This window comes from Vibrio marisflavi CECT 7928, assembly GCF_921294215.1.
GTDB lineage: Bacteria > Pseudomonadota > Gammaproteobacteria > Enterobacterales > Vibrionaceae > Vibrio > Vibrio marisflavi.
Genome location: NZ_CAKLDM010000002.1, coordinates 1,181,557 through 1,195,276, shown reverse-complemented (window position 1 = coordinate 1,195,276; position 13,720 = coordinate 1,181,557). Strand labels below are relative to the sequence as shown.

14 protein-coding genes are annotated in these 13,720 nt (G+C 40.8%); 9 read left to right on the top strand and 5 right to left on the bottom strand.

All coding sequences use genetic code 11. The features are described from left to right. Positions 1-106: 106 nt before the first annotated feature. The 3 genes from L7A31_RS12215 to L7A31_RS12205 all read left to right on the top strand — a co-directional run bounded on the left by L7A31_RS12215 (position 107) and on the right by L7A31_RS12205 (position 2,826). Positions 107-1,699 carry an ABC-F family ATPase gene (locus L7A31_RS12215; protein ID WP_237361949.1) on the top strand — a complete coding sequence of 531 codons (1,593 nt, stop codon included), beginning with the start codon at positions 107-109 and terminating at the stop codon, positions 1,697-1,699. A gap of 240 nt (positions 1,700-1,939) precedes the next feature. After that, the gene (locus tag L7A31_RS12210) at positions 1,940-2,365 is read left to right on the top strand and encodes an Xre family toxin-antitoxin system antitoxin (RefSeq protein ID WP_237361946.1); all 426 of its coding nucleotides are present in this window, start codon (positions 1,940-1,942) and stop codon (positions 2,363-2,365) included. Further along, positions 2,365-2,826 (top strand): RES family NAD+ phosphorylase, encoded by a 462-nt coding sequence (locus tag L7A31_RS12205; protein WP_237361944.1) that lies wholly within the window; start codon positions 2,365-2,367, stop codon positions 2,824-2,826. Before L7A31_RS12210 ends, L7A31_RS12205 begins: the two co-directional genes overlap by 1 nt. 14 nt (positions 2,827-2,840) lie before the next feature. On the opposite strand, the gene L7A31_RS12200 is transcribed toward L7A31_RS12205, so the two are convergent. Then, entirely contained in the window at positions 2,841-4,700 is a 1,860-nt protein-coding gene (locus L7A31_RS12200) for a methyl-accepting chemotaxis protein (protein ID WP_237361943.1), read from the bottom strand. A 449-nt stretch (positions 4,701-5,149) separates the two neighbouring features. Between L7A31_RS12200 and L7A31_RS12195 the strand changes: the two genes are divergently transcribed. The 6 genes from L7A31_RS12195 (at position 5,150) to ttcA (ending at position 10,865) form a co-directional block, all read left to right on the top strand. Further along, positions 5,150-6,370, top strand: a complete 1,221-nt coding sequence (locus tag L7A31_RS12195) for an ammonium transporter (protein WP_237361941.1) — start codon at positions 5,150-5,152, stop codon at positions 6,368-6,370. 217 nt (positions 6,371-6,587) lie between these two features. Continuing rightward, positions 6,588-7,307, top strand: a complete 720-nt coding sequence (gene cobB, locus L7A31_RS12190) for a Sir2 family NAD+-dependent deacetylase (RefSeq protein WP_237361940.1) — start codon at positions 6,588-6,590, stop codon at positions 7,305-7,307. A gap of 235 nt (positions 7,308-7,542) precedes the next feature. Beyond that, entirely contained in the window at positions 7,543-8,346 is an 804-nt protein-coding gene (locus L7A31_RS12185; RefSeq protein ID WP_237361939.1) for a DUF2189 domain-containing protein, read from the top strand. Continuing rightward, on the top strand, positions 8,339-9,166 hold the full coding sequence (locus tag L7A31_RS12180) for a glucosaminidase domain-containing protein (protein ID WP_237361938.1): 828 nt from the start codon (positions 8,339-8,341) through the stop codon (positions 9,164-9,166). The genes L7A31_RS12185 and L7A31_RS12180 overlap by 8 nt, the downstream gene beginning before the upstream one ends. Continuing rightward, positions 9,163-9,816, top strand: a complete 654-nt coding sequence (locus L7A31_RS12175) for a DUF2987 domain-containing protein (RefSeq protein WP_237361937.1) — start codon at positions 9,163-9,165, stop codon at positions 9,814-9,816. The genes L7A31_RS12180 and L7A31_RS12175 overlap by 4 nt, the downstream gene beginning before the upstream one ends. A gap of 155 nt (positions 9,817-9,971) precedes the next feature. Continuing rightward, positions 9,972-10,865, top strand: a complete 894-nt coding sequence (gene ttcA, locus L7A31_RS12170; RefSeq protein ID WP_237361934.1) for a tRNA 2-thiocytidine(32) synthetase TtcA — start codon at positions 9,972-9,974, stop codon at positions 10,863-10,865. A 62-nt stretch (positions 10,866-10,927) separates the two neighbouring features. Here ttcA and uspE read toward each other — a convergent pair whose 3' ends face one another. The 4 genes from uspE to ccoS form a co-directional block, all read right to left on the bottom strand. Then, positions 10,928-11,875, bottom strand: a complete 948-nt coding sequence (gene uspE / locus L7A31_RS12165; protein WP_237361933.1) for a universal stress protein UspE — start codon at positions 11,873-11,875, stop codon at positions 10,928-10,930. Between the two features lie 168 nt (positions 11,876-12,043). Continuing rightward, complete coding sequence (gene fnr, locus L7A31_RS12160; protein ID WP_237361932.1) at positions 12,044-12,787, bottom strand: fumarate/nitrate reduction transcriptional regulator Fnr; 744 nt, start codon at positions 12,785-12,787, stop codon at positions 12,044-12,046. 88 nt (positions 12,788-12,875) lie between these two features. Beyond that, complete coding sequence (locus L7A31_RS12155; protein ID WP_290368753.1) at positions 12,876-13,547, bottom strand: sulfite exporter TauE/SafE family protein; 672 nt, start codon at positions 13,545-13,547, stop codon at positions 12,876-12,878. Then, on the bottom strand, positions 13,544-13,714 hold the full coding sequence (ccoS, locus tag L7A31_RS12150) for a cbb3-type cytochrome oxidase assembly protein CcoS (RefSeq protein ID WP_237361931.1): 171 nt from the start codon (positions 13,712-13,714) through the stop codon (positions 13,544-13,546). The genes L7A31_RS12155 and ccoS overlap by 4 nt, the downstream gene beginning before the upstream one ends. Positions 13,715-13,720: the final 6 nt, after the last annotated feature.

Below are 13,720 nucleotides of genomic sequence, written 5' to 3'. Positions count from 1 at the left end.
TTAGTGCTCTTTAGCATTTTACTTTATGATCCAGTCAATATGTGCTTGAAGTTCTGTTACTGAACAAGTAACGTGGCGCAAAATTTTTAGTTTTAAGGTAACGGTTTTGATTTCCACAGCAAACATCACTCAACAATTTGGCGCTAAGCCTCTGTTTGAAAATATTTCAGTCAAATTTGGTGAAGGGCATCGCTATGGCTTAATTGGCGCGAACGGCTGCGGTAAGTCTACCTTCATGAAAATTTTAAGTGGTGAACTAGACCCAACTGGTGGAAATGTAAGTTACGATCCCAATGAAAGGATTGCGAAGCTTAATCAGGATCAGTTTGCTTATGAAGAGTATACCGTTATAGATACGGTCATCATGGGCTACAAAGAGCTGTGGAAATGTAAGCAGGAAAGAGACCGAATCTACGCTTTGCCAGAAATGAGTGAAGAAGACGGCATGAAGGTAGCTGATCTGGAAGTTCAATTTTCTGAAATGGATGGCTATATGGCAGAAGCCAAAGCCGGGGAGCTTCTTTTGGCCGTTGGTATTCCCGTTGAGCAGCATTACGGGCTGATGAGTGAAGTTGCACCAGGTTGGAAACTTCGTGTGTTGTTAGCACAGGTACTGTTTGCCGACCCGCATATCATGTTACTCGATGAGCCTACCAACAACTTGGATATCGACACTATTCGCTGGCTTGAGCAAACGCTTAATGAGCGTAACTGCACAATGATCATTATTTCCCACGACCGCCACTTCCTAAATAGCGTATGTACGCATATGGCTGATTTGGACTACGGTGAATTGCGCCTTTATCCGGGTAACTACGATGAGTACATGACTGCAGCGAGCCAAGCAAGAGATCGTCTACTTGCAGACAATGCGAAGAAGAAAGCTCAAATTGCAGAGCTACAAACCTTCGTCGCGCGATTTTCTGCGAATGCTTCTAAGGCAAAACAGGCAACATCTCGCGCAAAACTTATCGATAAAATTCAGCTAGAAGATGTAAAAGCTTCTAGCCGCCAAAACCCATTTATTCGCTTTGAGCAATCTAAAGAGCTCTTTAGAAATGCGCTGGTGGTTGAAGGTTTAACTCAAGGTTATGATGAAGATCTTTTTTCTAATTTCAATGCAATCTTCGAAGTGGGAGAGCGAGTAGCCATTATTGGTGAAAACGGCGTGGGTAAGACGACCTTGCTTAATACACTTGCTGGTGCGCTTGAACCTCGCTCTGGTGAGTTTAAATGGTCAGAGAACTCAAATATCGGCTATTACGCTCAAGATCATGCTGATGAATTCGAAAAAGATATGAACTTAATGGAATGGATGGGGCAATGGCGACAAGAAGGTGATGACGAGCAAGTGGTTCGCAGTTTCTTGGGCAGAATGCTGTTTTCTCAAGACGATATTAAGAAGTCAGTTAAGGTGCTTTCAGGAGGAGAGCAGGGACGTATGCTGCTTGGCAAATTAATGATGCACAAGCCTAATATGTTGCTAATGGATGAACCTACTAACCACATGGACATGGAGTCTATTGAATCTCTTAACACTGCTCTTGAGAACTACAAAGGTACTTTATTCTTCGTATCACACGATAGGGTGTTTGTAGACTCATTGGCAACTCGTATTATCGAAATCAAGGGCAATAAGATCACCGATTTTAAAGGCACATATACAGAATTTCTTAAATCAAAAGGCGTAGACGAGTAGTCTGTAGTACCGGTTTTCTTAAAGGCACCCTCATTTGGGTGCTTTTTTGTTTCGGTAAGAACCCTGCTTACCAATATAAAAGTAATCTAATGTAGCATTTCAACTCTAACGCACTATAACTAGATGTTTATGAGTGACAGCTAAAAGAGTAAGCACAAATAAAATATAATGACATGACATTTGACACTTGAGTTGGCGTCATATGTCGCCTATACTGGATGCATAAACAAAGGAGTTTTTATGTATCGTTCAGCTTATGAAATGTTAGGTGGCAATAAAGACGATGTACATTCAGTGAGTGACAGCTTAATGCTTATTAGAAATGGCTTACCTGTCGAGGTGTTAGAAAAGGGGACATCTATTTTAGGTGTCACAAAAGCAGAATATGCTCGAATGATTGGAGTTAATCTTCGTAGCTTGCAACGGAAGCAAAAAGACAAAGACGCCACTTTAAGCCCAACATCAAGTGAGCATGCTTTAATGCTGACTGACTTAGTCAAACAAGCCGATGAATACTTTGGTGAGCGCGATGCCACATTGCGTTGGTTAAATAGACCGAGTATCGCTTTTGGCAAAGAATCTCCATTGTCTGTATGTGACACCGTAACTGGAATTGGACTGGTCATTGAGGAGATTAACAAGCTCAAGTATGGTTTTACTGCCTAATGGAAGTTTATCGATTATCTCATGCAAACTATTCGAGCCTTTCAGGCGAAGGGGGCTTATATGGTTCTGGGCGTTGGCACCAAAAAGGCGCGTTAATAACATATACTGCGAGTTCTCGCTCTTTAGCCGCTCTTGAGCGCTTCGTTCACGAATCTATTGAGGATATGCCTCCACTCACTATACTAACGATATGGATACCAGATGATGTTGCAATTTCAAGGTATACCATCAAGTCGTTGCCTAAAGGATGGGACTCTTTACCGGACTCGGGACTAGCCCGAAGCATAGGGCAGAGCTGGTTAAGCGAAAATCAATCCTTGCTGTTACAAGTACCCTCAGCCATCATTCAAGATGAATTCAACTTCCTCATCAACCCTATGCACGCAGAATTCAATCGCATCAAAGTCGTGGATAAAAGAAGTTATTACTACGACCCACGACTTCAGAAAATGATCCGTTAACTTATTATTCTGTCTTAGTATTTAAATTGCTGAATGATTCCATCCAGTTTGTTCCCGACTTGATTTACTTGATCAATGCTCAGAGCTGATTGAGTCGCAGCTTGATGTGTCCCACTGGCGAGTTCAGCAATTCTTACTATGTTTCGGTCAATATCTGCGGACACCATTGATTGCTCTTCTGAAGCCGTTGCGATTTGTGAGTTTAAATCGAACATTTCCGATACTTTGGTTGCTATTTCCTTAATAGAATCCAAAGCTTGAGAAGTTTTTGTGCTTGTGTCATCGGCCTTAACTAAACTGTCTTGCATTAGGGCGACAGTATTTTGAACACCTTCAGTTAGACCATTTATGGTAGATTCAATTTGCTGAATCGAGCTATTGGTCATTAAGGACAATTGTCGAACTTCATCCGCTACAACAGAGAAACCTCGGCCACTTTCACCAGCTCTTGCAGCCTCAATAGCTGCATTCAAAGCGAGTAGGTTAGTTTGCTCTGCGATACCTTGTATTGTAGAAACAATACTATGAACTTCACGACTTTGTTGTTCTAATCCGGCAATCATGTGTTGTGATTGTTTAACATCTTCAGATAGGAACGTTAAGCTTCGGCTAGCATCTTGAGTAAATTTAAGTCCCTTATCTGCCTCATTTTTTACTGATCGCGCATTGTTAGCCGCATACTCAATATTTTGCGTGATTTCTTGGCTAGTCATTACCAGCTCATTAATCGCCGTTGCGATTGATTCAGACTCCACCTTCTGTTGCTGAGCATTTTCTTTGCTTTCCTGTGCTATTTGTTTGGACGTATGCGCACTGTCTTGAAGTAGGTGCATGACATTTGCTATTGATTTGATGTTGTCCTGTAAATTAGTCACAAAAGAATCGAATGAGTTAGCTAATCGAGCAAGCTCATCAGTACCCTTTGCTCTCATTCTGACAGTTAGATCGCCAGTCCCTTTGGCAATATCTTCCATTAGATGAGTGATGGCCTCAATTCGCTTCGTAATAGATGTCGAAATAGAAATCAAAGTAATAGACAATAAGAACGCAATCATCGCTCCTAAAATATATAGATTCCTCTCTATTTTAGCGCTGTTCTGTTGAACTAATTCGCCGATCGTACCGTGAAGTGTCGCAAGCATTTTCTCCGTTTGATGAACATTGCTACGTAGAGCGCCTCTAGCTCCTAGTTTCTCGCTTAAACCTAAATCACGATATGATTGCATCAATTTGTTAAATACCAGTGCATGTGCGTTTAGAGCTCGTTGATAATTACTTTCGTTCGATATCTGTCGTAATGAATTGAATTGGTGGTTAACTTGTAGAGACAGCTCTTCGCTAGGAGAGAGCAAATAGCTTAACTCTAACTGGATAAGATCTAGGATTTTGTTTTTATCTTCATGGCTAAATAAGCCGGATGATAGAAATAAAGCATCTTGCGATTTGTCGTGCGCTGCTCTCAGGCCATTTTCTTTTGTTGCACCAATCGAAAGCACCAGCTCAGACAGTTGATGAAACTGAGCTTTATATTTATTTAGAGTCTCAATGATTGACGTTGTTTGAGAGGTTATAGCCGTATCATATGGCGCTAATGTTTGGCCAAGCTTAATTACGCGCTCGCGAAGTGACTGAATAGTAGAATCGAAACGCTTTATATACTTTGGATCTTTCCTTGATAGAAAGTCTTTTTCATGTCGTCTCAAAGTAAGCAATTCAACTTCACTAGCAAGATTACTTTTCGCAGCGTTTTCCAATGTGTTTAATGTAACTAGACTGTTGTGCTGAAATAGTGCGTATCCCGAAATACTAATGATAAATAGAGATACGATGAGTAGAAGTTTCGCTCTTATTGAAGAAAAATTAAAGACTTGCATATCAAAAACCTTCCTAGCCGAATATGTTCCTCTCAGAGGATTTTAGAGTAATGTTACAGTTTTATGTAATTTTTATGTCACGCAGTAAAAACATAAGCTCTACTTTATAGATTTACAAGTAACAACTAGACAAAAGTATTCATATGTATGTGTCAGTGCCTCAAATACGTTAACAAATGACTCTAGCTACCGTTAGCTCTGGTGCAAGTTGCAATCTTCGTGCTTCATCATGGTGCATGAGTTCGATAACTTAAAAATTAAGTAACCTGGATCGAATCAAAGTTACTAGGGTTTGTGAGGCTTCGTAAGGAAAGTGTCCCGAAAATTAAAACTTGGTCCGATACTTGCTTTATAGCGTTCTTTTATTGATCTCACCTCTTCGGTGGGATGGATGTAAGTGAAATAGCACACAACATGTGCTCTGGAACAAAAAGGGTGGGAGTTTTCACATGAGCCAAAGTGCTAGTCAGGTGTATGGAGCTGTGCAAGCTTTAACACAAAGTTCGGACACTTTGTTTTTATTGTTGGGCGCAATTATGGTGTTTTTGATGCACTCAGGTTTCGCTTTTCTTGAGTTGGGAACAGTTAGAAAGAAAAATCAGGTCAATGCTTTGGTAAAGATTTTGGCTGATTTTGGAGTGTCTGCGGTTGCGTATTTTTTCATTGGCTATCAAATCGCTTACGGCAATAACTTCTTCGTTGGTGCAGAAACCTTAGCGCAGGGTAATGGCTATGAGCTTGTTAAATTTTTCTTTTTATTAACCTTTGCAGCCGCAATTCCAGCCATTGTTTCCGGTGGTATTGCTGAAAGAGCTCGATTCTATCCAATACTTATTGCGACATTTTTTACAGTGGGATTTGTATACCCCCTCTTCGAGGGAATGATATGGAACAACAATTATGGGGTGCAAACTTGGCTCGAAACTCACTTTGGCTATGGTTTTCACGACTTTGCTGGTTCTGTCGTTGTGCATGGTGTGGGGGGGTGGATAGCTCTAGTAGCCGTAAAATATTTGGGAATGCGTAAAGGGCGAGTACGAGCTGGCAAGCATACCAACTTCGCGCCTTCAAATATCCCATTTTTAGCGCTTGGGGCTTGGATACTTTGCGTGGGGTGGTTCGGATTTAATGTAATGTCTGCTCAAGCTATCAATGGCATCAGTGGCTTGGTTGCTATTAATTCATTGATGGCAATGGTCGGCGGTATATTAGTATCACTGTTTGCAGGGAAAAATGACCCTGGCTTTATCCACAACGGGCCTTTGGCTGGCTTAGTCGCGATTTGTGCTGGTTCAGATATTATGCACCCCATTGGCGCACTGATCACCGGTGGTATTGCTGGCGCGATTTTTGTCTATTTATTTACCTACCTTCAGAACAAAACAAAGATAGACGATGTACTCGGTGTATGGCCCCTTCATGGTGTCTGTGGTGCATGGGGTGGTATAGCTGCCGGTATTTTCGGGCAAACATCTCTAGGTGGGTTAGGTGGTGTTAGCCTAGTCGTGCAAGTCGGTGGAACAGTTTTAGGTATTGTTATAGCGGTATTGGGTTCAATTGTTGTTTATGGTGTTATAGAGAAATGCTCTGGCCTTAGGTTGTCTGAAGAAGATGAGTTTAATGGTGCAGATTTATCCATTCACAAAATATCTGCTATAAATGAAGATTAACAATATAAATTATCCATAAAGTCAAATAATCGGCAATAAAATCAGTAACAAAGGCACCTTAACGGTGTCTTTTCTATATGTTAGTGGAATACGACCCGCAGTAAGTATCAAACCTTTGCAAAACTTTGATTGAACCGCTCGCTTTGGCTTGTATGAGCATAGAAAAGTGTGCAATGCTTTTACTTTGTTGCGAATAACTATAACAAATAGGCCTGTAATGAAGTTTCCTTATAAAAATGTCGTTGTGCTAACTGGAGCGGGAATTTCCGCAGAATCAGGAATCAAAACTTTCCGTGCTCAAGATGGTTTGTGGGAAGACCATCATATTGAAGATGTCGCTACTCCAGAGGGTTTCTCAAAAGACCCTGATCTAGTTCAGTCGTTTTACAATCAACGTAGGTCAAATCTGCAATTACCAGAAATCCAGCCGAACGCAGCCCATATTGCTTTAGGAAAGTTGGAAGAAGAAATAGACGGAACGGTCACCATTATTACCCAAAATATTGATAACTTGCATGAACGAGGTGGTAGCAAAAACGTGATACACATGCATGGTGAGTTACTCAAGGTACGGTGTTCAGAGTCTAACCAGACATTTGAACATACCAAAGATTTAATGACAGGAGACTTGTGCCACTGTTGCCAGATTCCTGCTCAGTTACGACCGCATGTTGTTTGGTTTGGTGAAATGCCGCTGAGAATGGGTGAAATATATTCCGCGTTAGAGCAAGCTGACCTTTTCGTTTCTATCGGTACCTCTGGCGTAGTCTATCCAGCTGCAGGGTTTGTTCATGACGCTAGAATGCATGGTGCGCACACTATTGAAATCAATCTAGAGCCAAGTGCAATAGAAAGCGAATTTGAAGAGAAGCGCTACGGAAAAGCTAGCATTGAAGTAAAGAGTCTGGTCGAAGAGATTCTAGCGTTACAAAACTAATTGTTCATCTACTGGTCAATTGGGAACTTTATTATCTTGATACAAATTGGCTTTGCTCTCCTGAATTAAAAGAAATGACGTTTTATTTCTTTTAATTCAAATAGTTACTAGTTGTGCGCATACCCCCCCAGTAAGTGCCTGTATCGTGAGAAGATTTTAGTATTGAAAACATTAACGTATAATAGGCAAATTTCCCTGACAAAATTAGATAGTAACAGCTATCTCGGAATAGATAATGAAAGACGAAGTCGAAAAAGATTTTAATTTAGGTGGTAGTATTGAAACGGCTGTTTCTGGAGACTATGAGTTAAAAGCCGGTGCCATACTAAAAGAAGCATGGAACAATACTATTAAAAACTTTTTCTCCTTTACACCTGCAATTCTAATTTTACTCATTGTTCAAGTGGCTATTTTTTATATAGCGATAAGACTTCAATTGGGTGACCCAGCAGCTATTTTAAAGGCTGTAGAGAACCCAGAAGGTTTGACTCATAACTTTATGCAGTCGATATTTATTGCGAACTTCAGCTATGAAGTCATCAGTGTTCCTATTTATGCCGGTGTTTCTTTAATGGCAATGAGCCACGCTGCCGGCTTGTCTACAAAGCTTGGTCATATAGGGAAGGGACTACAGTTTACCGTTCCATTAATTATTGCAACATTAATTAGCTTAATACTCCAAGGTGTCGCTGGGTTACTATTCCCGTTTTTGTCACTTTATATATCCATGGCGTTTAGCAACTCTACACTGCTAATTTGTGAAAAACGTATATCTCCAGTCCAATCACTAATACTTTCATTCAAAGCCGTAAATAGAAAGCTTTTCGTACTGGCAGGTATTTATTTGCTTGTATTGTTGATGTTCATTTTTGCCACGATCTTCTATGGGATTGGCTTGATATTTGTGCTACCGTTTTTCTTCCACGTAAAAGGGATCGTTTACCGAAATATGTTTGGTATTAAGCTTCGAATTGTGACGGAGCGTAAATCAGACGATGACGATCAAGGCAATAATAAGTCTCAGGTATTTCATGCGTAACAAAGGAACGTCAGTATTGTTTTTTGGAGTAATAGCAGGTTTTAGTCTTTATCTTACTCATGGTTATATGAACGAACCTGACAATGAGACGGATAAAGCTGATTACTCACTAGGTGCCGTAATAGCAGATTCACCCACCACGCTTTCTAATTCACCTGACTTTGGTGCAATAGCTGATGTGGCTGAAAGGAAACGCCGTTTCTTTGAGTTCTTAAAAAAGGGTGTTGAGTTAGAAAACTCGCGAATCATAAAGGAAAGAGCCCGTATTGGTAAAATGCGGCACGACTTCGAACAGGGTAATTTCTCTTCAGAAGACCAAAGTTACGCTATTAGGCTAGGAAAACTCTACAACGTAGAAGTGCCAGCAGATGGTGTAGATGCTAAATGGTTTGATGCAATGGAGCATCATGTTGATGTTCTTCCTTACGCGTTAGTGCTAATTCAGGCCGCTAACGAATCGGCATGGGGCACATCGAGATTCGCAAGAGAGGGCAACAACTACTTTGGTCAGTGGTGCTATACCGCTGGTTGTGGACTTGTTCCGTTAAGCAGGCCAGCAGGCAGCACATATGAAGTCGCTAAATATCACTCGGTTCAGCAGTCCATACACGCTTACTTTATGAATGTAAATCGCAATAAAGCTTATCAGCCCTTGCGTCAAATACGATATAAGCTGCGTGAAGAGAAAGCAGATTTGCTAAGCGATAGCTCTGCACTTGCGCTTACCAACGGGTTGCTTAAGTATTCCCAAAGAGGGCAGGCTTATGTTGATGATCTTCAAACTATGATTAAACGTAACGAGCAGTATTGGACACAATGAAGCACTCAAAAAAATTAGTCTCGCTAACAGCTTTATCTTTGCTTGTCTCTTTCAGCTCTTGGGGCCAACAATACGTATTTACTTATTCAAAGCTGTATTCTCAACTTAAACATAATGTTTCGAAGGCTAATCCAGACGTTAAAGTCGCATTTTTCTTTACCAACAAAGGTACAGGCAAACTTTGTACACCAGTCAAAGCATGGATGGAGAACCAAAAGCACTCCGAACAGCTAAAAATTGGCGTTAACAAAGAGCTCATAGTGCCGTTGGACTCAAACCTAAAAGAGGCAAACCCTCTTGTTTTCGTTGACACACCAACAGGAAAACAATGCGACTTTTCAACCACCATAATGACTCGTGAGCAGTTGTCTGGCACAGTAACGTATTCTCAGCTTCAGAATATCGTTGAACAGATGCAGTCAGTGCTCAATGAACTAGGAGGAATGTTTTCAAGCTGGTTTACTCCTAAAATTGAAGGTGTCACTCTAGAATTCTCAGATAAACTTCCAGCAGAAATCGAGTTTTCCAATGGTTTAGTAAAGCCTATCACCGATGGAAAAGTTCATATTTTGTTAAGTGATATTGGTACAGGCAGAAGTATCATTATTCCTGAGCAAACCAGCCGAATTCTTCCATATATCCCTAAGTAGAGCTGCCCAATACCCGAACGACCTGATGGTCGCTCGGGTTGATTCAATCATTCCAACCAATCAGAAAAAAACGTATAATCCCCGCCTTACGAAAACCCACTTTTTATGGGCGTCGTGCTATTGCCAAGTTAGCACTGACATTATGAGAATCCAGAATGAACCAGATAGACACACGAAAAGAAACATTAGAGTTTAATAAGCTGCAAAAACGCCTAAGAAGAAACATGGGCAATGCGATTACTGAATACAACATGATCGAAGAAAATGATGTGGTTATGGCCTGTATCAGCGGAGGTAAAGACTCTTTTGCAATGCTAGATATTTTACTTAATTTGCAAAAAGCTGCTCCAATTAAGTTTGATGTTGTTGCTGTCAATTTGGATCAAAAGCAACCTGGGTTCCCAGAGCATGTATTGCCAGAGTATTTTGAAACCTTAAATATCCCGTATTATATCGTAGACAAAGACACTTACTCTGTTGTCAAAGAGAAAATCCCTGAAGGAAAAACCACTTGTGGCTTGTGCTCGCGATTACGTAGAGGGACTTTGTATTCATTTGCAGAGAAAATTGGAGCAACCAAAATTGCTCTCGGCCATCACCTTGACGATATTGTTGAGACTCTATTCTTAAACATGTTTCATGGCTCTCGAATGAAGGCTATGCCGCCGAAACTTCGCTCTGATGACGGTCGTAATGTCGTCATTAGGCCACTGACTTATTGTCGTGAAAAAGACCTGATTAAATATGCTGAGCACAAGCAGTTTCCAATTATTCCATGTAACTTATGTGGCTCTCAAGAAAACTTACAAAGACAAGCTATCAAAGCAATGCTCATCGACTGGGACAAGAAAACACCGGGTAGAGTAGAAAGTATTTTTAAATCGATTCAAAATGTTAGTCCTAGCCAGCTAGCCGACAAAAATATTTTTGATTTCGTTAACTTGCCACTTGATAGGCAAGGAGAGCGTGAGGAATATGAGTTTAGCGAAGCGACGGTATCTTCAACCAACATTGATGAATCACTCTTTATCGATGTTACGAACGTTTAAATAGATAACTGCACTATAATAAACCAGCGGAGAAGCATCAGTGCTTCTCCGCTGGTTTGTGTTCATACGGCAGTTTTTGGATCCAATGGGCTAACAAACCCTTCAGGTTTTAGTGCTAAAACATCGCAATCAATCTTATCAATGACATGCTCTGCAGTGTTACCAATAAACACAGCCGACAAGCCGGTTCTTCCTGTCGTACCAAGTATCACCATCGCTGCGTTTAAATCATTTACAGCTTCAGGTATAACATCTTCTGGCAAACCTTGACCAACTACTGTTTGCTCTTCATCCATACTGTGTTTTTGTCTTAGCGCTTTCATAGACATCAAGTGGTGTGCACGCACCGCATCAGTGTATGTCGTAGGATCAAACTCAGGTAATTCGATTGTAATGTTAGCAGGGGTAACTGGATAGGAATTCACGAGATACGGTTTGGCTTCGAGCCTTGTGGAAATATCTTGTAATAACTCTACCATGCGATCGTTTAAGCCAATGTGAGCTTCACTCTCAGAGGCTACGTGAACTGCGGCTAAAACACTTGAATTCTCTGGCCAGTGTTGATTTTTTACTAACAGTACTGGAGTAGGGGATTTGCGTAATAAGTGCCAGTCTGTAGGAGTAAATATGACCGATTCAAGCACATCATGCTTTCTGGTTCCTTTAATTATTATGTCGTGATTACCAGAAAAAACTTGCGCAATGATTGCTTCATAAGGTCGGTTATGCCAAACCACCTTCACTTCGAAATCAACAGAATCATTGGTGTAGTCTTCAGAAATTTTTGTCATCCACTGTTCACGTTGATGTATCACTCCACGCCTCATCGCATCACGCTCATCGATCGAGAGCATTGAAGTCATGTCATAAGAGAAATCATAGATGGAAAGAAAAAAAGTGATGTGGCTGCGAGATTGGCTTTTCGAGGCAAGCTGCATTGCTCTTGCTAAAGCAGGCTGTTCATCGTGATTAATATCAGCTACGACTAAGATATTATTGTATATACTCATACGCTTTCCTTAGGTTCAAACTCACACAGAGTCGATTCCAGTTCAATTCGCTTAAGGTATAAGCTTAATTAAATGTAGCGTAGTTGAGACAAATATTTTAGGAAATTAGGGAGTTATCTAGAGGAAGTATGACGCAGCTCTGTTTAGAGCTACGTCCTCAATACTGGATTATTCAGTTACACCAGCGAGTTCTTTTAGTGCATCGTGATCAAGCACAGTTATGTATTTGCCTTTTACACTTAGGATTTCAGATTTTTGGAATCGGCCAAGTAAACGGCTAATCGTTTCAACGGTTAAACCTAGATAATTACCAATATCTCCACGCGTCATTGTTAATCTAAACTCTCGTGGGCTGAAGCCACGTTGAGAAAAGCGTGAAGATAGGTTGTACAGGAATGCTGCTAGCCTCTCTTCTGCGTTCTTTTTAGAAAGCAACAAAATCATTTCTTGATCGCCTTTGATTTCATCACTCATTAGACGCATAATTTGCTGACGCAGTTTAGGCATTTTTCCAGATAGGTCATCCAACGTTTCGTAAGGAATTTCACAAACCATCGAGGTTTCTAAAGCTTGAGCAAAACTTGGGTGAATATCGCCAGTGATGGCATCAAAGCCAACAAGATCACCAGCTAGGTGGAACGCAGTAATCTGCTCGTCACCTTGTTCTGTAATTGTGTAACTTTTAATCGTCCCTGAGCGAATTGCATATAGAGATTTGAGGTTATCTCCAGCTTTAAACAGCTCTTGGCCTTTTTGGATAGGCTTCTTACGTTCAATGATCTCGTCTAGTTGGTCGAGTTCGTTTTCGTTGAGTGTAAATGGAATACATAGCTGGCTAATACTGCAATCTTGACAATGGATTGCACAACCACCAGATTGTACGCGCTTAGCATTCGGCTTTTCGGAAATCATAGCAACCTTTCATGATTTGATGTACATCAATATTTTAGCACTCATTTGACGCAATGGATAGAGATAAAAAAGTCATTAATTCTGCGTGTTACAAAACATTGAGGAGTTTCAGTACCGTATACCCAGTATATATACCGTAAAATAGAATCAAGATTGCAGCCGTTTGGCGTATGAATATTGATTGTTTGATTTTAGATAAAAATGTAGAGCTATAACCGACGGCAATCATAGCAGGTAGCGTACCGATACCAAAGAAAAACATTAGCATTGCACCATTAAATGCACTACCAGAAACCGCCGACCAAGTGAGTATTGAATAAACCAAGCCACATGGTAACCACCCCCATACAAAGCCACAAGGCAGAGCATAGATCGGTTTCTCGATTGGCATCATAGAACGTGCAATAGGGGCAATCAATACCCATAAATATCCGCCCAGTTTTTCGACAAACAATAATCCTTTCCACCAATTACCTATATACAGCGCAAGCAAGATCATAAAAGTAGCGGCCAAAAGACGTAACCAACTAAGTACTTGGTTGGTTGAAGAAATATCCGAAAGACTAGAAACAGCGCCTCCAATCAAAGCGCCAAATAGCATATAGCTGACAATTCGACCTAGGTTATACAGTACAGGGATTAAGACGGGGTGCTTAGACTTATTTAATGTAAGGATGGATGCAATACCGCCACACATTCCCATGCAATGAGTAGAGCCAAGCAAGCCTATTGTAAGAGCAGCCAAAGGGTCGGCATTCACTTCTTATCTTCCTTTTTGTTTTCAGGCTCGTCATCGTCAAATAAAATGTTATGTCCCTGACGCTCTAAATCTTCAAATTGGTCACTTCGAACTGCCCAAATGAATATACCTGCCGCAACGCAAACCAAAATGATGGCAATTGGGATGAGAATGAATAAACTAGCCATGCTCCA